Source organism: Streptomyces roseoviridis, assembly GCF_039535235.1.
Taxonomy (GTDB): Bacteria; Actinomycetota; Actinomycetes; order Streptomycetales; family Streptomycetaceae; genus Streptomyces; species Streptomyces roseoviridis.
In genome coordinates this window covers 4,381,270-4,399,672 of record NZ_BAAAWU010000001.1, presented here as the reverse complement: position 1 = coordinate 4,399,672, position 18,403 = coordinate 4,381,270, and the positions used below count along the sequence as shown (strand labels likewise).

General features: G+C 72.9%; 19 protein-coding genes. 18 read left to right on the top strand and 1 reads right to left on the bottom strand.

Annotated features, from left to right (window positions below):
* The first annotated feature begins 2 nt into the window (after window positions 1–2).
* The 17 genes from ABD954_RS20010 to ABD954_RS19930 all read left to right on the top strand — a co-directional run bounded on the left by ABD954_RS20010 (window position 3) and on the right by ABD954_RS19930 (window position 16,331).
* Window positions 3–266: an acyl carrier protein gene (locus tag ABD954_RS20010; protein WP_345487417.1), complete on the top strand. Its 264-nt coding sequence runs from the start codon at window positions 3–5 to the stop codon at window positions 264–266.
* Window positions 267–403: 137 nt separating this feature from the next.
* Window positions 404–1,189 (top strand): 3-oxoacyl-ACP reductase FabG, encoded by a 786-nt coding sequence (gene fabG, locus ABD954_RS20005; RefSeq protein WP_345487415.1) that lies wholly within the window; start codon window positions 404–406, stop codon window positions 1,187–1,189.
* A gap of 20 nt (window positions 1,190–1,209) precedes the next feature.
* Window positions 1,210–2,151 (top strand): aromatase/cyclase, encoded by a 942-nt coding sequence (locus tag ABD954_RS20000; protein WP_345487413.1) that lies wholly within the window; start codon window positions 1,210–1,212, stop codon window positions 2,149–2,151.
* Window positions 2,132–3,058: a 4'-phosphopantetheinyl transferase family protein gene (locus ABD954_RS19995; protein WP_345487412.1), complete on the top strand. Its 927-nt coding sequence runs from the start codon at window positions 2,132–2,134 to the stop codon at window positions 3,056–3,058. Before ABD954_RS20000 ends, ABD954_RS19995 begins: the two co-directional genes overlap by 20 nt.
* On the top strand, window positions 3,013–4,491 hold the full coding sequence (locus ABD954_RS19990) for an FAD-dependent monooxygenase (RefSeq protein ID WP_345487411.1): 1,479 nt from the start codon (window positions 3,013–3,015) through the stop codon (window positions 4,489–4,491). Before ABD954_RS19995 ends, ABD954_RS19990 begins: the two co-directional genes overlap by 46 nt.
* Complete coding sequence (locus tag ABD954_RS19985) at window positions 4,491–6,503, top strand: SDR family oxidoreductase (RefSeq protein ID WP_345487410.1); 2,013 nt, start codon at window positions 4,491–4,493, stop codon at window positions 6,501–6,503. The genes ABD954_RS19990 and ABD954_RS19985 overlap by 1 nt, the downstream gene beginning before the upstream one ends.
* Window positions 6,504–6,563: 60 nt before the next feature.
* Window positions 6,564–7,331 carry an SDR family oxidoreductase gene (locus ABD954_RS19980; protein ID WP_345487409.1) on the top strand — a complete coding sequence of 256 codons (768 nt, stop codon included), beginning with the start codon at window positions 6,564–6,566 and terminating at the stop codon, window positions 7,329–7,331.
* Window positions 7,328–8,701 (top strand): MFS transporter, encoded by a 1,374-nt coding sequence (locus tag ABD954_RS19975; RefSeq protein ID WP_345487408.1) that lies wholly within the window; start codon window positions 7,328–7,330, stop codon window positions 8,699–8,701. Before ABD954_RS19980 ends, ABD954_RS19975 begins: the two co-directional genes overlap by 4 nt.
* A gap of 101 nt (window positions 8,702–8,802) precedes the next feature.
* Window positions 8,803–9,828, top strand: a complete 1,026-nt coding sequence (locus ABD954_RS19970) for a methyltransferase (protein ID WP_345487407.1) — start codon at window positions 8,803–8,805, stop codon at window positions 9,826–9,828.
* A gap of 41 nt (window positions 9,829–9,869) precedes the next feature.
* Entirely contained in the window at window positions 9,870–10,544 is a 675-nt protein-coding gene (locus ABD954_RS19965) for a hypothetical protein (protein ID WP_345487406.1), read from the top strand.
* A 49-nt stretch (window positions 10,545–10,593) separates the two neighbouring features.
* Window positions 10,594–11,520 (top strand): LLM class flavin-dependent oxidoreductase, encoded by a 927-nt coding sequence (locus tag ABD954_RS19960; RefSeq protein ID WP_345487405.1) that lies wholly within the window; start codon window positions 10,594–10,596, stop codon window positions 11,518–11,520.
* Window positions 11,521–11,601: 81 nt separating this feature from the next.
* The gene (locus ABD954_RS19955) at window positions 11,602–12,372 is read left to right on the top strand and encodes an SDR family NAD(P)-dependent oxidoreductase (protein ID WP_345487404.1); all 771 of its coding nucleotides are present in this window, start codon (window positions 11,602–11,604) and stop codon (window positions 12,370–12,372) included.
* A 13-nt stretch (window positions 12,373–12,385) separates the two neighbouring features.
* Window positions 12,386–13,063, top strand: a complete 678-nt coding sequence (locus ABD954_RS19950) for an antibiotic biosynthesis monooxygenase (protein WP_345487403.1) — start codon at window positions 12,386–12,388, stop codon at window positions 13,061–13,063.
* 1 nt (window position 13,064) lies between these two features.
* Window positions 13,065–13,856: an SDR family oxidoreductase gene (locus ABD954_RS19945; protein ID WP_345487402.1), complete on the top strand. Its 792-nt coding sequence runs from the start codon at window positions 13,065–13,067 to the stop codon at window positions 13,854–13,856.
* A 103-nt stretch (window positions 13,857–13,959) separates the two neighbouring features.
* Entirely contained in the window at window positions 13,960–14,544 is a 585-nt protein-coding gene (locus ABD954_RS19940; RefSeq protein ID WP_345487401.1) for an NADPH-dependent FMN reductase, read from the top strand.
* Window positions 14,545–14,559: 15 nt separating this feature from the next.
* Complete coding sequence (locus tag ABD954_RS19935) at window positions 14,560–15,192, top strand: antibiotic biosynthesis monooxygenase family protein (protein WP_345487400.1); 633 nt, start codon at window positions 14,560–14,562, stop codon at window positions 15,190–15,192.
* On the top strand, window positions 15,189–16,331 hold the full coding sequence (locus ABD954_RS19930) for an acyl-CoA dehydrogenase family protein (RefSeq protein ID WP_345487399.1): 1,143 nt from the start codon (window positions 15,189–15,191) through the stop codon (window positions 16,329–16,331). Before ABD954_RS19935 ends, ABD954_RS19930 begins: the two co-directional genes overlap by 4 nt.
* Before the next feature lie 99 nt (window positions 16,332–16,430).
* Here the strand turns inward: ABD954_RS19930 and ABD954_RS19925 are convergent, their stop codons facing one another.
* On the bottom strand, window positions 16,431–16,886 hold the full coding sequence (locus ABD954_RS19925) for a MarR family winged helix-turn-helix transcriptional regulator (RefSeq protein ID WP_345492321.1): 456 nt from the start codon (window positions 16,884–16,886) through the stop codon (window positions 16,431–16,433).
* Between the two features lie 193 nt (window positions 16,887–17,079).
* On the opposite strand from ABD954_RS19925, the gene ABD954_RS19920 reads away from it, so the two are divergent.
* Complete coding sequence (locus ABD954_RS19920; protein ID WP_345487398.1) at window positions 17,080–18,177, top strand: NAD(P)/FAD-dependent oxidoreductase; 1,098 nt, start codon at window positions 17,080–17,082, stop codon at window positions 18,175–18,177.
* Window positions 18,178–18,403 lie beyond the last annotated feature (226 nt).

Below are 18,403 nucleotides of genomic sequence, written 5' to 3'. Positions count from 1 at the left end.
CCATGGCCGAGCAGGCTTTCACCTTCGACGACCTCCGCCGCATCCTGATCGAGGCGGCGGGCGCCGACGACTCGTACAACCTCGACGGTGACATCCTCGACACCGACTTCGAGGAGCTGGGCTACGAGTCGCTGGCCCTCCTGGAGACCGGCGGCCGCATAGAGCGCGAGTACGGCATCTCCCTCGACGAGGACATCCTGAGCATCGCGAACACCCCGCGCATGCTGATCGACGCGGTCAACAGCGGCCTCGCCGCCCTGGTCTGACCGCTCCGGGGCCGCCCCGCCGTCCCCGTCCCCCCTCCGCGCGACACCCCCCACACCCCCCACGCCCACTCGCCGCCGGGCGGTGCCTCCTCGCACCGCCCGGCGGGCCCTTTTCCCTCCCACTGGAGACGCCACCCATGTCAGATCAGCACAAGCGGGTCGCCCTGGTCACCGGAGCGACCAGCGGCATCGGCCTGGCCGCCGCCCGGCTCCTGGCCGAGCAGGGCCACCGGGTCTTCATCGGCGCCCGCAGCGCCGACAACGTCGCCGCCACCGTCAAGGAGCTCCAGGCCGAGGGCCTGGAGGTGGACGGCACCACCCTGGACGTCCGGTCCTCCGACAGCGTGCGGGACTTCGTGCAGGCCGCCGTCGACACCTTCGGCACCGTCGACGTGCTCGTCAACAACGCCGGCCGCAGCGGCGGCGGTGTCACCGCCGACATCGCCGACGAACTGTGGGACGACGTCATCGACACCAACCTCAACAGCGTCTTCCGGCTGACCCGCGAGGTGCTCAACACCGGCGGCATGCGCCACAAGGACCGCGGCCGGATCATCAACATCGCCTCCACCGCCGGCAAGCAGGGCGTCGTCCTGGGCGCCCCGTACTCGGCGTCCAAGCACGGCGTCGTCGGCTTCACCAAGGCGCTGGGCAACGAGCTCGCGCCCACCGGCATCACCGTGAACGCGGTCTGCCCCGGCTACGTGGAGACGCCGATGGCCCAGCGCGTGCGCCAGGGCTACGCCGCCGCCTACGACACCACCGAGGACGCCATCCTCGAGAAGTTCCAGGCCAAGATCCCGCTCGGCCGCTACTCGACGCCGGAGGAGGTCGCGGGTCTGGTCGGCTACCTCGCCTCCGACACGGCGGCGTCCATCACCGCGCAGGCGCTGAACGTCTGCGGCGGACTCGGCAACTTCTAGAGCCCCAAGGAGAGCTGACCATGACCATCCGTGAGGTCGAGCACGAGATCACCGCGGCCGCGCCGGCCGAGACGGTGTTCCGGCTCATCGCCGAGGTGGAGAACTGGCCGCGGATCTTCCCGCCCACCATCCACGTCGAGCACGTGGAGCGCGGCGAGCGCGAGGAGCGCATCCAGATCTGGGCCACCGCCAACGGCGAGCCGAAGAACTGGACGTCCCACCGCACCCTGGACCCGGAGAACCTGCGGATCACCTTCCGCCAGGAGATCCCCACCCCGCCGGTGGCGGCCATGGGCGGCACCTGGATCATCGAGCCGGTCTCCGCGACCGAGTCGCGGATCCGGCTGCTGCACGACTACCGGGCGATCGACGACGACCCGGAGAGCCTGAAGTGGATCGACGAGGCCGTCGACCGCAACTCGCGCTCCGAGCTGGCCGCACTGCGCGAGAACGTCGAGCGCGTCCACGCCGAGACCGAGGCCGAGCTGACGTTCTCCTTCGAGGACTCCGTGGAGATCGCCGGCTCCGCCAAGGACGTCTACGACTTCATCAACGAGGCGAACCTCTGGTCCGAGCGGCTTCCGCACGTGGCCACCGTCCGCCTCGACGAGGACTCCCCGGGCCTGCAGACGCTGGAGATGGACACCCGCGCCAAGGACGGCTCCGTGCACACCACGAAGTCGTACCGGGTGACCTTCCCGCACCACAAGATCGCCTACAAGCAGGTGACGCTGCCGGCGCTGATGACCCTGCACACCGGCTACTGGACGTTCACCGAGACCGCCACCGGCGTCACGGCGTCCTCGCAGCACACGGTGACCATCAACACCGAGAACATCGCCCGCATCCTCGGCGCGGACGCCACCGTCGCCGACGCCCGGGAGTACGTGCACACCGCGCTCAGCACCAACAGCAAGGCCACGCTGGGCCACGCCAAGGCCCATGCCGAGGCCCGGCGCTGAACCCGGCGGTCCACCCCGTGAGTCCGGACCGCGTCCGTCCCCGGCCGGCGCGTCCGGGCCGCGCGCGGCCGGGCAGCCGCTGATCACGGTCCCGGGCGAGCGGCCACGCCTCTCGCTGTGGCTGCTGCGCCCGCCGTCGGCGGACAGCCCGGCGGCGGCCCGGCTCGCGGTGCGCGAGCTGGACGCCGCGGAGCTGCGGCGGGCGGAGCTGTTCGTACGGCCCCGGGACCGGGTGCAGTACCTGTCGGCGCACATCGCGCTGCGCCGGATCCTCAGCGACGCCACGGGCTGCCCGCCCGAGCGGCTGCGCCTGGGCCGGGAGCCCGGCCCGGCGCGCCCGCACCGCACGACCCGGCCCGTGCTGCGCGACCCGCCGCTGCCGGTCCACTTCTCGCTCTCGCACAGCCACGGGCTCGTCCTGATCGGCACGGCGGCCACGGTCGTCGGCGTGGACGTGCAGCGCACCCCGACGGCCGGGGCGGTGGAGGTGTGCGGGCCCGCGCTGCATCCGGCGGAGTGGCGGGAGCTCCTGGCCCTTCCCGAGGCCGGCCGGCCCGACGCGTTCGCGGAGCTGTGGACCCGCAAGGAGGCGTATCTGAAGGGCCTGGGCACCGGCCTCGGCCGCAGCCCCGCCCTCGACTACCTGGGCCTCGGGACGGACGCCGACGCCCCGCCCGGCCCGCCCGGCTGGATCGTGCGCAACGTGCCGGCCGGGCCGCACCACGCCGCCGCCGCCGCGCTGGCCGCCCCCGCGGAGCCGGTCGTCACGCTGCGCTCGCTGCCCGCGGCCTGCCTGTTCGACGGCGCGGCGGGCCTGCCGCTGTCCGCGGCTCCGCTACTGGCTTTGAGAAGGAGAAGTTCATGGACGCTTCGGTGGTCGTTGTTGGAGCGGGACCCGCCGGGCTGATGCTCGCCGGGGAACTGCGCCTGGCGGGGATCGACGTCACGGTGCTCGAACGGCATGCCGGGCGCACCGGGGAGTCCCGGGGCATCGGTCTGACCATCGGCACGATGGAGGTCTTCGACCAGCGCGGACTGCTGCGCCGGCTCGGCGACTACGAGACCAGCGGCATGGGCCACTTCGGCGGCATCCCGCTGGACATGGGCGTGCTCGGCGCCTTCCACGAGGCGGCCAAGACGGTGCCGCAGTCGGTGACCGAGGAGGCCCTGGAGGCGTGGGCGACCGAGCTCGGCGCCGACATCCGCCGTGGGCACGCGTTCGTCTCGTACGAGGAGACCGGCGACGGCGTCACGGTCACCGTGCGCCACGAGGACGGCGAGGACCGGCTGCGGGCCCGCTACCTCGTCGGCTGCGACGGCGGCCGCAGCACCGTCCGCAAGCAGGCCGGGTTCGACTTCCCCGGCACGGCCGCCACCACCGAGATGCTCCTGGCCGACCTGCGCGGGGTCGACCTGGAGCCGCGGATGACCGGCCAGCACACCGACGGCGGCTTCGTGATGGTCGCCAAGCTGCCCGGCGGCATCCACCGGATCATCGTCGGCGAGCACGGGGTGCCCCCGCGCAAGCGCACCGGCCCGCCGGAGTTCGCCGAGGTCGCCGACGTGTGGAAGCGGCTCACCGGCATCGACATCGGCCACGCCGAGCCGGTGTGGGTCAGCGCCTTCGGCAACGCCTCCCGGCAGGTCACCGAATACCGCCGGGGCCGCGTCCTGCTGGCCGGCGACTCCGCGCACGTGCACCTGCCCGCGGGCGGCCAGGGCATGAACACCAGCGTCCAGGACTCCCACAACCTGGGCTGGAAGCTGGCCGCCGTGCTGCGCGGCGACGCGCCGGAGGAGCTGCTCGACACCTACCACTCCGAGCGGCACGAGGTGGGCCGCGGGCTGCTCGCCAACACCCGGGCGCAGAGCCTGCTGATCCTCGGCGGCGAGGAGTCGGTGCCGCTGCGGGACGTCCTGGCCGAGCTGGTCCGGATCCCCGGCGTGTCCCGGCACCTGGCCGCCAAGGTCAGCGGGCTCGACATCCGCTACGACATGGGCGGCGGGTCCAGCCCGCTGCTCGGGCGGCGCCTTCCGCACCTGCCGCTGACGGTGGAGGGCCGCGCCACCAGCAGCACCGAGCTGCTGCGCACCGGCCGCGGGGTGCTCCTCGACCTCGACGACACGGCCGTGCTGCGGCGCCGCGCGCAGCCCTGGCGGGACCGCGTCGACATCGTGACCGCCACGCCCGGCGACGTTCCCGCCGACAGCCCGCTCGCGGGCGCCTCGGCGGTGCTGCTGCGCCCCGACGGCTATGTCGCCTGGGCCGCGCCGGGCAGCCACCTCGGCCTGAGCGGCGCGCTGGCCCGCTGGTTCGGGCCGGCGCTCGGTCAGCGGTGATGGCCCGCACGTCTGCCACCCGCACCGATGTCGTGGTCGTCGGCGCCGGGCCCGTCGGTCTCTTCCTGGCGGCCGAACTGCGGGCCGGCGGCGCCGACGTCGTCGTCGTGGAGAAGCTGACGGAGCCGACCGGCGAGTCCAGGGCGTCGATCCTGCACGCGCGGACCATGGAGATCTTCGCCGACCGCGGTTTCCTGCCGCGGCTCGGCGAACTCCCGCCGGTCGGCCCCGGCCACTTCGGCGGCCTGCGCCTCGACCTGGCCGAGGCCGACCCGGACCATCCGTACGCCGGGCAGTGGGAGTGCCTCCAGTACCACCTGGAGACCGAACTCCAGGCGTACGCGCTCGACCTGGGCGCCGAGATCCGGCGCGGTCACACCGTGACCGGGCTGCGGGACACCGGCGAGGGGGTGCGCGTCGAGGTGCGCGGCCCCGGCGGCGGCGCCCGCGCCGGCTCGTACGCGATCGACGCCCGCTATGTCGTCGGCTGCGACGGCGAGCACAGCACCGTGCGCGCGCTCGGCGGCTTCGAGACCGCCGGTCACGACGCCGACAAGGTGATGCTGCGCGCCGACGTCGCCGGCATCGAGATCGCCAACCGGCGCCTCCAGCGCTTCGACGGCGGCATCGCCACCGCGTACCGCAGGCCCGACGGCACCACCCGGCTGATGGTCCACCGCTTCGGCGAGCAGCCGGCCGGCGAGGTCACCTTCGCGCAGGTGGTGTCCGCCTGGGCCGCCGTGACCGGCGAGGACATCGGGCACGGCGAGCCGCGCTGGCTCAACCGCTTCGGGACCGTCTCGCGGCAGGTCACCGCCTACCGGCGCGGCCGGCTGCTGCTTGCCGGCGACGCCGCGCACAGCCAGATGCCGGTCGGCGGGCAGGCGGTCAACCTGGGCCTCCAGGACGCGGCGAACCTGGGCTGGAAGCTGGCCCGGGTCGTCACCGGCGCGGACCGGCCCGAGCTGCTCGACACCTACCACGCCGAACGGCATCCGGTCGGGGCGCGCACGCTGGCCAACATCGAGGCGCAGGCCCGGCTGCTGTTCGGCACACAGGAGGTCGTCGCGCTGCGCGACGTCTTCGGCGAACTGCTCGGACAGGCCCCGGTGCGCCGCCACCTCGCCCGCATGATCAGCGGCCTCGACGTCACGGAACGGCCCCGCCCGGCGGCGCCCGCGCCGACCCGGCCGGCCGCGCGTCCGGCGCCGCACCCCCCGCACATCCACCAACCCGGAAGGTCAACCGTGGACAGGCTCACCGACAAGACGGCCCTCGTGACCGGTTCGAGTCGCGGCATCGGCAGGGCGACCGCCATCCGGCTCGCCCGCGAGGGCGCGCTCGTCGCCGTGCACTACACCGCCAACGAGCAGGCGGCGAACGACACCGTCGAGCTCATCGAGAAGGAGGGCGGCAGCGCCTTCACCGTCCGCGCCGAACTGGGCGTGCCCGGCGACGTGCACGAGCTGTTCCTCGGCCTGGAGCGCGGCCTGAAGGAGCGCACCGGCGACACCCGCCTGGACATCCTGGTCAACAACGCGGCGGTCACGTCGACGGGTTCGGCGCCGGAGGACCTCACGCCCGAGGAGTTCGACCACTACTTCGCCGTCAACGCGAAGGCGCCGTACTTCATCGTGCAGCGGGCCCTCGGGCAGATGCCCAGCGGCGGCCGGATCGTCAACCTCACCACCGGCGTCACCCGCACCTCCGTGCCCGACCAGGTCGCCTACGCCATGACCAAGGGCGCGATCGAACAGCTCACCTTCCAGCTGGCCCGCATCCTCGCCCCGCGCGGCATCACCATCAACAGCGTGGCGCCCGGCATCACCAACAACGGCGGCCCGATCTTCGACAACCCGCAGGCGGTCGAGGCGATGGCGAAGTTCTCGGCCTTCAACCGGGTCGGCGAGGCCGGTGACGTCGCCGACGTCATCACCTTCCTGACCACCGACGAGGCCCGCTGGATCACCGGCGCCTTCATCGACGCCACCGGCGGCACCCTCCTCGGCTGACCCGCGGCCGTCCCGCCCGGGCGTGTCCCCCACCCCACCCACCCATGTGAGAGGCCCTACATGTCCGCCCACCCCGCGCGCGTCGCCGTCGTCACCGGAGCCAACAAGGGGATCGGCCGCGAGATCGTCCGGCAGCTCGCCGAGCGCGGCCACACCGTCTACCTCGGGGCCCGCGACGAGCGGCGCGGCCGCGAGGCCGCCGCCGCCCTGTCCGTGGGCGGCCTCGACGTGCGCTTCCTGCACCTCGACGTCACGGACGAGGACTCCGTCGCGCTCGCCGCGAAGCGGCTGGCCGAGGAGGCGGGCGTGCTGCACGTCCTGGTCAACAACGCCGGCGTCGGCGGCCCCATGCAGCTGCCCAGCGAGACCCCCGCCGAGCAGGTCCGCACGGTCTACGAGACCAACGTCTTCGGCGTGATCACCGTGACCAACGCCCTGCTGCCGCTGCTGCGCAAGGCGCCGTCCGCCCGGATCGTCAACGTCAGCAGCGCCATCGGCTCGCTGAAGTCGGCCGCCGAGAACAACGACCAGACCGGGGAGCACCCGCCGGGCGAGTTCCCGGTGACGCTGCTGTCGTACGCGTCGTCCAAGACGGCCCTGAACGCGGTCACCCTGGCGTACGCCAACGAGCTGCGCGGCACCGGAATCCTCGTCAACGCCGCCTCCCCCGGCTTCGTGGCCACCGACATCAACGGGCACCACGGCCGGCTCACCACCGAGCAGGGCGCCCGCATCCCCGTGCTGCTCGCGACCCTCCCCGACGACGGGCCGACCGCCACCTTCCTCGGCGAGGACGGCACGCCCGAGGGCCAGGTGCTGGACTGGTGACCGCGACCGCCGTCCCCCCGACGGGAGCCGCCCCGGAGCCCGAGGTGACGTGGGACGCACGCCAGTGGTCCCGGCTCCTCGTGCTCTCCGGCAACATGCTGCTCGACGCGATCGAGGTGTCGGTCATCCTCATCGCGCTGCCCACGCTCGCCGCGCGGTTCGGTCTGACGCCGTGGGGCGCCCAGTGGATGATGAGCGGCTTCGCGCTCGGCTTCGCCGCGCTGCTGCTGCTCGGCCCCGTGCTGTGCGCCCGGCTCGGGCGGCGCCGGGCCTACCTGGGCGCGATGCTGCTGTTCGGGGCGGCCTCCCTCGCGGGCGGCCTCGCCGGCGGGCCCGCGCTGCTCGTGGCCGTACGCGTCGTCAAGGGCTGCTGCGCGGCGCTGACCGCGCCGACCGGCCTGGCCATCATCAACGACCTCTTCCCCGAGGGGCCCGAGCGGCGGCGGGCCCTTTCGGTGTACTCGCTGTTCGGCGCGGCCGGCTTCACCGCCGGACTGCTGCTGGCCGGCGGGCTGCTGGAGGCGGACTGGCGCTGGGTCTTCGTCTTCCCGGCGCCGGTGGCCCTGGTGCTGCTGGTCGCCGGGGCGTACGTGCTGCCGCGCGAGGGCGGTGGTCCCGGTGGTGACGGCGCTCCGGCCGGCGGCGGTGCGGTGGCCGGCCCCGGCCCCGGTGACGGCGATGCGGGGGCCCGCTCTGGCGACGGCGGTCCCGCGGCCGGTCCCGGCGCCGGTACGGGCGGTGGCGCCGCCGACAGCGGCGCTCCGGCGCACCGGCCGGGCGCGCGGCTGCCGAGCCTCGCGCTGCTGAAGCGGGGCCCGCTGCTGCGGTCCGCGCTCGGCGCCGCCTCCCTCAACGGCACCTACCAGGCCGTCCTGGTCGTCATGGTCTTCCAGATGGCGGACGACTTCGGCTGGTCGCCCTGGCTGTCCGCGCTCGCGCTGCTGCCCGCCTGCGTCCCGCTCGCGCTGACCGTGCCGTTCGCCGGCCGGTTCATCGCCCGCCACGGCAGCGGCCGGCTCGTCACGCTCGGCGCGCTCTTCCCGCTCCTCGGATACGGGCTGTACCTGGCCCGTCCCGACAGCGGCTCCTATCCGCTCGGCATGCTGCCGGTCCTGCTGCTCGTGGAGGCCGGTTTCTGCTGCGCGTTCGTCGCCCTGAACACCCAGGCGACGGCCGGTCTCGACCCGGCGGACCGGGGTGCGGCCGTGTCGCTGTACCAGGCCGCGGTCCAGCTCGGCGCCGCCGTGCTGCTGCCGGCGGCCGCCCTGCTGCTCACCCACGCCACGGGCCCGCGGCCGGCGCTGGTGCTGATCACCGCCGTCGGCGCGCTCGGCCTCGTGGCCGCGCTGGCCCGCCGCGGGGCGCGCTGACCCGTGCCCCGTTCACCGGCCCCGGACCGCTCGCCGGGACCCGTACGACCCGCGTTCCCTCTGCTCACCTCCGCTTCCTCACCTCAAGGAGATCCACCACCATGGCAGTCGACACGCCCGACACCTCCGTGAACCCCGGCCCGATCATGGGCCTGATCCTCGGCTCCTGGCAGTCGCGGATCCTGCTCGCGGCCGTCGAGTACGACCTGTTCACCGAGCTGGCCGAGGGCCCGGCGACCACCGCCGAGCTGGCCGAGCGCCTCGGCCTGGTCGAGCGCGGCACCAACGACCTGCTCGCCGGTCTCGTCCACCTCGGCCTGCTGGAGACGTCCGGCGGGAAGTTCACCAACGCCCCCGTCAGCGACGCCTTCCTGGTCAAGGGCCGCCCCGCCTACCTCGGCGGCTACCTGCACTTCTGCGAGCAGGAGCTGAACCCGGCGTGGAACGGCCTGGCCGACTCGCTGCGCACCGGAAAGCCGCAGAACCAGGCCGCCGTCGCCGGCAACCCGTACGACAGCCTGTACGCGGACGCCGAGGCGACCGACGGCTTCCTCGACAGCATGGACCTGCTCAGCGCCCCCATCGCGCAGGCCCTCAGCCGCATCGACTGGAGCGGCTACACCTCCTTCGTCGACGTCGGCGGCGCGCGCGGCAACTTCGCGCACGAGGTCGTCAAGCACAACCCGCACCTGAAGGGCGCGGTCTTCGACCTGCCGCCGCTCCAGTCCGCCTTCGAGCGGCACATGGACCGGCTCGGCGACACCGGCCTGACCTTCCACGGAGGCGACTTCTTCAAGGACGACCTGCCCAAGGCCGACGTCCTCGTCTTCGGCCACGTGCTGCACAACTGGGGCGTCGAGGACCGCCTCACCCTCCTCAAGCGCGCCTACGACGCCCTGGAGCCGGGCGGCGCCGTCTTCGTCTACGACCCGATGGCGGGCGGCGAGCAGCCGTCCATGCACGGCGCCCTGGCGGGTCTCACCATGCTCGTCTGGTCCCGCGGCGGCCACGAGTACTCCGCCGACGCCCTGCACGGCTGGCTGCGCGAGGCCGGCTTCGAGCCCGAGACCGTCGAGGTGGACGGGCTGCACGAGGACGTCCTGGTCATCGGCCGCAAGCGCGCCTGACCCCCGGCCCCCGACCGACCGACATTCAAGAGGAGTCGACGATGCCGAGCACGTCGGACGTCCGGCCGGAGATCGGCCGCCCGGACGTCACCACCGCCCTGGTGGAGGAAGTCACCTCCGGCGACCCCGAGCGCCTGCGGGAAGCCGGCGCCGCGGTCGTGGCGCACTGGGAGTCCGCCGCGTGGCCCGAGGGCCTCGCGACCGCGTCCCTGTTCTACGGCACCGACGGCACGTCGCTGCTGGTCTACGCCCAGTGGACGGCCGACGCCGGAGACGAGGCGGCCGTCCGCGCCGCCTACGACGCCCTGCGTCCCGACTGGCGCGCCCTCGGCTACGAGCCGGGCAGCCCGGCGACGTACCGGCTGTACCGCAGGGTGCAGCCCGCCGTCCTGCCCGACCCGCTCCCCGAGGTCGGCTGCTACCCCGCCGCCTTCTTCGCGATGCGGCCCGGCGAGACCGCCCGCGCCTGGGTCGACGGCCTCCTCGGGCAGGAGGAGGAGACCGTCGGCGAGGACCGGGCCTACCCCGGCGCCATCGCCGCCAACTTCCACGTCTCCTCGGCCGACGACGGCATCTTCCTGCTGTCCGAGTGGGCCTCCGAGGCCGAGGCGCTGGTCCACATCAAGGCGGAGATCGAGCCGCTCCTGGAGTACATGGGGCAGGCCGAGGCCGGAGCGGGCCGCCGCTACGAGTTCCACACCACCCGAACGAAGTGACCCGTACGGACGTGACCCGTACCTCCGTACAGAAGTGAAGGGCACCCCTTTGGCAACGACACCGTCCGCACGCTCCGTCGTCTTCGGCTTCGGCGCGCACAGCGTCATCGGCGAGGCGCCCGCGCTGCTGGAGATGGCCCAACTCGCGGACCGGGAGAAGCTCGACCTCTTCTCCCTGTCGGACCACCCCTACGTGGGGCAGCGCCTGGACGCGTACGCCACCGTCGGCTTCGTCATCGGCCGTACGCGGCACCTGGCGGGCTTCGCCAACGTCAGCAACCTGCCGACCCGGCCGCCCGCCATGCTGGCGCGGACGGTGACGACGCTGTCCGCGCTCTCCGGCGGCCGGGTCGTGCTCGGCATGGGCGCCGGCGGGCTGTGGGAGCGGATCGCCGACATGGGCGTCGAACCGCTCACCCCGTCCCAGGCCGTGGACGCCTTCGAGGAGGCGATCGTCCTCGTCAAGAAGCTGTCCGGCGGCGGCCCGCCGGTCACCTTCGAGGGCCGCCACTACCAGGTCCGGCAGATCGACCCGGCCCCCGTCCCGGCGCCGCCGGTGTGGACCGGGTCGGTGGGCCCCAAGTCCCTCGCCGCCACCGGCCGGGTGGCCGACGGCTGGATCCCCGGCCACGCGGCGGACTGGCTCAGCCCCCGCTACCGCGCCTCCCGCCCGGTCGTCGACGACGCCGCCCGGTCCGTGGGCCGCGATCCGCGCGAGGTCCGCACGATCTTCAACTTCCCCGGCCAGATCACCGACCGGCCGGTGGCCCGGACCCGCGACCGGGACGGCCGCTGGCTCGGCGGCAGCGTCGACCAGTGGATCGAGGAGCTGACCGGCGCCGTCGTCGAGCACGGCGCGTCCGGCTTCATGCTCTTCTCGCCCCGCGGCGGCACCCCCGACCTCGCGTCCCTCGGCCGCTGGGCCGGTCAGATCGCCCCGGCGGTGCGCGAGGCCGTCGCCAAGCACGCCGGCTAGCGACCCGGCCCGGGGCAGCCGGCCCTCCGGTCCCCGCCCCGCACCGACTTCCTCTTCCACTCCTTTTCCGAAGGGTTTTCCATGACCAGCAGGCTTGAGAACAAGACGGCGCTCGTCACCGGCGCCAGCCGGGGCATCGGCCGCGCCATCGCGCTGCGCCTCGCGAAGGACGGCGCGGTCGTCGCCGTCAACTACTCCGGCAACGAGACCGCCGCGAAGGAGACCGTGGCGCTGATCGAGGAGGCCGGGGGCCGCGCGTTCACCGTGCAGGCCAGCCTCGGGCAGCCGGGTGCGATCGAGCGGCTCCTCGACGGCACCAGGGCCGGTCTGGTCGAGCTGACCGGCTCGGACCGGCTGGACATCCTGGTGAACAACGCCGCGGCCACCGGCTTCGCCGGCGCGGGCCCGGCCTCGGTCACCGAGGAGATCCTCGACAACTGCTACAACATCAACGCCAAGGCGCCGTTCCTGCTCATCCAGAAGGCCCTGGAGCTGATCCCGGACGGCGGCCACATCGTCAACGTCTCCTCCGGCGTCACCCACTCCGCGTTCCCGATCCAGATCGCGTACGCGATGAGCAAGGGCGCCCTGGAGCAGATCACCCTGCACATGGCCCCGGTGCTCGCGCCCCGCAACATCACCATCAACACCGTCGCCCCGGGCGTCACCGACAACGGCGACCCGGTCTTCCAGGACCCCGAGGCCCTCAAGCAGATGTCCGCCCTTTCGACCTTCAACCGGGTCGGCACGGTGGAGGAGGTCGCCGACATCGTCGCGTTCGTCGCCTCCGACGAGGCCCGCTGGATGACCGGTTCGTTCGTCGACGCCACCGGCGGCACCCTTCTCGGCTGAGGAGCCCGACATCATGCAGAACGAGATCCAGTCGGCGGTGGGCTTCGCCCACGCCAAGCCGGAGAAGGCGGAGGAACTGGGCGCGCTGCTCGTCTCCTTCGCCGAGCGCTCGCGCGGCGAGCAGGGCTGTCTGGGCAGTTGGATCAACCAGGACGCCGAGGACCCGAACCTCTTCGTGTTCTACGAGATCTGGGCGACCCGCAAGGACCTGGCGGCCCACCTCGCGCAGCCGTACATGAAGGAGTTCCTGGCCGGCCGGGACGCCTACCTGGCCAAGGAGCTGGAGGTGCGCCAGCTGCACCTCACCGGCACCCCCGGGCCGGCCGCCGAGCCCGCCGACCCCGCCGAGATGAACCAGCGCTACCTGGACGCCTACGCCGCCCGCGACATCGACGCGATCATGGCGGTGTACGCGCCGGGCGCCGCGGCCGTGTGGGAGCCGGGCAAGGCCGTCAGCGGCGCCGAACACCGCGCCGCCGTGACCGAGTTCCTGAAGCTGGAGCCGCAGCTGTCGGCGAAGGTCGCCGAGAGCTACGTCGCCGGCGACACCGCCGCGCTCGTCGTCGACTGGAGCATCGAGGTCCCCTCGAAGCCCGAGATGACCGGCACCGGACGGGGCCTCGACGTCCTGAAGAAGAACGCCAGGGGCGAGTGGCGTTACGTGATCACCAACCCGTTCGGGAGCCTGTGACATGAAGGTCGAAGGCAGTGTCGCGGTCGTCACCGGAGCCGCCAGCGGCATCGGCAAGGCCATCGCGGAAGCCCTGGTCGCCGCCGGCGCCAAGGGGGTCGTGGTCTCCGACATCGACGCCGCGGGCGCCGAGCGGGTGGCCGCCGGCATCGGCGCCAAGGCGCTCGCGGTGCCGGCGGACGTCGCCGACGAGGCGTCGATCCGCGAGCTCGTCGACCGCAGCCGGGAGCACTTCGGCTCGGTCGACATCTTCGTGTCCAACGCGGGCCTGACCGTGACGGGCGGCTTCGACGCCTCCGACGAGGAGTGGAAGCGCGCCCTCGACGTCAACATGATGTCGCACGTGTGGGCGGCCCGGGCCGTCGTCCCGGCGATGCTGGAGGCCGGCCGGGGTCACCTGGTGCAGACGATCGCCGCCTGCGGGGTCCTCACCGCGTTCGGCGCGGCACCGTACTCGGTCGCCAAGATGGGCGCCGTCGCCTTCGCCGAGTACCTCGCCGTCGAGTACGGGCACCGCGGCCTGGGCGTCTCGTGCCTGATGCCGCAGGCGGTCAACACCCCGATGCTGACCGCCAGCGTCAGCAGCAACGAGCAGTTGGCGAAGCTGAAGGAGGTCTCCGAGGTCCTCGAGCCCGAGCAGGTCGCCAAGGCCGCGATCGAGGCCATCGAGGAGAACCGGATCCACGTCTTCACGCACCAGGGCTCGGCCGAATCCTTCCGCCAGCGGGCCGACGACGCCGACGTGTGGGTGGCCCAGATGCAGGCGATCCGCCACGGCGGCCGTCGTCCCTGACGTCGGACCGTCCCCACGGGTGCGGGGCGCGGCCCCTCGCGCCCCGCACCCGTGCTCCCGTACCCCTCGCCGTATCTGGTTCCGGCTCACAGGAAGGAAAAACATGTCCGAGGAAACACTGCGCCTTGCCGTGATCATCGGTTCGTCCCGCGTGGGCCGCACCGGTCCGGCCGTCGCGCGCTGGTTCGTCGAGGAGGCCGAGTCCTGCGCGATGTACGACGTCGACGTCCTCGACCTGGCCGACGTGGAACTGCCGCTCTCGCTGACGCGGGAACCCGGCGACACCGGGTCCGCCGAGCTGCTCGCCTCCGTCGCCGAACGCCTGGGCTCGGCCGACGCGTTCGTCGTGATCACCCCCGAGTACAACCACAGCTTCACCGCCCCGATGAAGAACCTGATCGACTGGCACCGCGCCGAGTGGCAGGCCAAGCCGGTCGCCTTCGTCTCCTACGGCGGCCTGTCCGGCGGGCTGCGGGCCGTCGAGCAGCTGCGCCTGGTCTTCGCGGAGCTGCACGCCGCCACGATCCGGGACACCGTCAGCTTCCACGGCGTGTGGCAGCACATCGGCGAGGACGGCGTGCTGCGCGCGCCGGACGCCGCCGTCCCCGCCAAGGTCATGCTCGAAAAGCTCCAGTGGTGGGCGTCCGCCCTCAAGGACGCCCGCACGTCGCGCCCGTACGCCGCCTGAGACCAGGGAGATCCCATGAGTTCCATCAGGGTGGAGGACGGCTACTTCACGCTGTTCAACATCTTCCACACCGACGGCCCCGAGGGGCAGAAGGTGCTGTTCGACCAGTGGCGGAGCCTGCCGCCGGCGAACGTCCAGCCCGGCCTGATCTCGGGCAACTTCCACCGCGGCCTCGACGGCCGCTCGGTGGTCAACTACGCGCAGTGGGAGAGCAAGGAGGCGTACGACGCCTTCATGAGCGAGCGCGCCACCCAGGGGCGGCTCGGCAGCGCCCTGAACGTCTCCCGCCTGGACAACATCCCCTGCGAGGTCGTCCACACCTGGCGTCCCGAGCCCCACATCTCCCTGGACCGGCCCCTGTTCACGGTGGTGATCGTGGTCAGGTCGGCGCCGGAGGACCAGGAGACCGTGCTCAAGGAGATGACGTACGACCCGCCGGAGCTGGCGACCACCGCCGGCTACGTGTCGCACGCCGTGCACCGCGGGCTGGACGGCGAGCACGTCGTCAAGCTCGCCCAGTGGGAGGACGAGGACAGCTTCCGCGCCTTCCTCGCCCGGCCGAAGGAGCCGTCGGCGATCGACGGGCTCGACGGCGTCACCGTCGAGCTCCACTTCAGCGAGATCGAGTACATCAGGGAGCGCGTGTGAACAGCGGGCAGGACCGGGCCGGGTGGCACGAGGCCGAGGCGCTTCGGGCGGCGGCCCGCACGGCCGGGCGCGGGGCGGCGGAGGCCGACACCTCGGGGCGGCTCGCCGACGGTACGGTCGACGCGCTGGGCGCGGCGGGTTTCGCCGCCGCCTTCGCGCCGGTCCGGCCGGACGGCTTCCCGTCGGCCACGGCGACCTTCGAGGCCGTGACGCGGGCCGTCGCCGCGATCGGCGAGGGCTGCACGTCCGCCGCCTGGCTCGCCTCCCTGTGGGCGTACAACGGGCGCTTCAGCGCCTTCCTGCCGGACGAGGGACGGCAGGAGGTGTGGGCCAAGGGCCCGGACACCCGGCTGGTGAGCTCCATGGTCGCGGCGGGTGTGGAGGCGGAGCCGGTGGACGGCGGCTGGGAGCTGTCGGGCACGTGGCTGTACGTCAGCGGTGTCGAGTTCGCCGACTGGGCGCTGCTCAGTTCGGCGCCGCCGCGCGAGGGCGACCGCTCGATCCGGGTGTTCGCGGTGCCGAAGGACTCGTTCACGCACGAGGTGTCCTGGTCGACGCTGGGCATGCGGGCCACCGGCAGCCACACCCTGCTGGTGGAGCGGGCGTTCGTACCGGAGTACCGGTCGTTCGTCTGGGACGACATGCGGCAGGGCGTGCTGCCGTCGGAGACCGGGTCGGCGGTGCACGCGGCGCCGCTGTTCGCGGTGAACGGCCTCACCTTCGCGGCGCCGATCCTCGGCGCGGCCCGCGCCGCCCTGCGGCTGGTGGCGGAGCACCTCGGCCGGCAGCCGAGCGGGGCGCGTGCGGCGGCCCAGAACTCGGCCCGGATCGCCTACACCCGCGCGGCGGGCGAGATCGACGCGGCGGCGCTGCTGCTCGCGCGGGTCGCCGAGACCGCCGACGGGGGCGGGCTCGCCGAGGACGGTGCGGCCTTCCGCAGCCACCGTGACGCCACGCTGGCGGTGGAGATCCTGGTCGGCGCGGTGGACCGGCTGTTCCGGGTGACCGGGACGCGCGGGCAGGCGGCGGCCCACCCGATGCAGCGGATCTGGCGCGACGTCCACGCGGCGGGTTCGCACGCGGCCCTGCAGTTCGAGCCGGCCGCGCTCGCGTACACGCAGGGTCTGCTCGCGGCCTGAGCCGCGTCCGCGGCAGGCGTACGGCGTACGGCGTGAGGCCGGGCGGCCCGGGGGCGTGCGGGCTCCCGGGCGAGGGGCGGCGGGGGGCGTGCGGGTCCTTCAGCCGCGGGCGGTGGCGGCTCCGTGGTCCGGTTCCACGAAGACCACGGGGCCGTCGTTGTCCAGGACGACCCGGGCGAGCAGTCCGGTGAGCACGTCCCGGTCGGCCGGGTCGAGGCCGGCCGGCAGCTCCTCGATGCGCCGGCAGGCGTCGGTGTAGAACCGGTCGGTGAGCCGGGCGCCCCGGGAGGTGAGCGCCACCCTCACCGCACGGCTGTCGCGCGGATCGGGCTCACGCCGCACCAGGCCGTTGTTCTCCGTGCGGTCCACCAGGCCGGTCAGGCTGGATTTGGCGAGGCCGAGCATCGAGCAGAGTTCGCCCATGCCGTACGGCTGCGCCATCAATACGCACAGCAATTGGCCCTGCTGCGGCGTGAGACCGTGCTCACGGCTCGCCTGGGCATATACGGCATGCACCAGGAACGAGGACCGCACCAGTGCGGCCGCCAGCCCCATCCTGCCGTCGTCATCACGCTTGGCCACGCGCACAGCGTAGCACGCGAATATCGAAAGTTCGTAGCAGGAACTTCTCTTTCTTAACAAAGATCTGTAGTTCTTGGACTTCTTGTGTGTTGTGGTTCGTAGTGCGAACCACTAGCGTCTTTCATCAGAACCCGTCGCAGTTTCATTGGTTTGTGGAGCGTGAATCATGAGTCGTAAGGTCGCTGTTGTCGGCGGAGGCTACGGGGGCGCCGCGGTTGCCAAGGCCCTGGAGAACGAGGCCGAGGTCGTCCTGATCGACCCGCGTGACGCCTTCGCCAACGTGGCCGGGTCGCTGCGTGCCCTCACCCAGCCCGAGTGGGCGCCCAACATGTTCTTCCCGTTCAAGACGCTGGTCACCCAGGGCAAGGTGATCCAGGACCGCGCCGTGTCGGTCGACCCCACCGGTGTCACCCTGGCCTCGGGCGAGCACGTCGCCGCCGACTACGTCGTCCTCGCCACCGGCTCCAGCTACCCGTACCCGGCCAACCCGGCGGCCCCCCACGTCTCCGAGGCGCTGGAGGACTTCCGCACCTCCCACAAGGAGCTGCTCCAGGCCGACCGCGTCCTCATCCTCGGCGCCGGCCCGGTCGGCCTCGAGCTCGCCGGCGAGATCAAGGAGGTCTGGCCGGCCAAGCAGGTCACCATCGTCGACCCGGCCACCGAGCTGCTCCCCGGCTTCAAGCCCGAGGTCGTCGAGGACCTGCACAAGCAGCTCGGCGAGCTGGGCGTCGAGGTCCGCCTCGGCACCGGCCTGACGGCCGAGCCCGGCACCCAGTCCGGCCAGGCCGGTTCCTTCACGGTCACCACCACCGCCGGCGACGAGATCACCGCCGACGTCTGGTACCGCGCCTACGGCACCACGACCAACAACGACTACCTCGCCGACGGCAAGCTCACCGCCCTCAACGCGCAGGGCCAGGTCCCCGTCACCGAGAAGCTCAACGTCAAGGGTCACGACCACGTCTACGCGGTCGGCGACATCACCGACGTCGCCGAGGCCAAGATGGCCGGCTACGCGATGCAGCACGCCGAGGTCGTCGCCAAGAACATCATCGCCCAGATCAAGGGCGAGGAGCCGACGGAGACCTACCAGCCGCTGGGCTTCCCGATGATCCTGCTGCCGCTCGGCACCAAGGGCGGCGTCGGCCAGCTCCCCTCGCCCGAGGGCCCGTTCGTCGCCCCGGCCGAGATGGTCTCCCAGTACAAGGGCCAGGACCTCTTCACCGGCCGCTTCGTCGGCACGCTCGGCCCCACGGCCGCCTGACCGCAACGGCGCGACGGAACCGTCACGGCACACCACGGCACCCGCGCCGTGGTGTGCCGTGGCCCGACAACCGCACAACGGCACCACCGCACAACGGCACCACCGCACAACGGCACCACCGCACCACCCGAGCTCGCCGCGCGAGCTCGCCGGTCCTCCTGGATTCCCCCGCCACGGACCGGTGAGCCCGCGCGGCGTTCGCGTTTCCCGATCCGTTCCTACGACC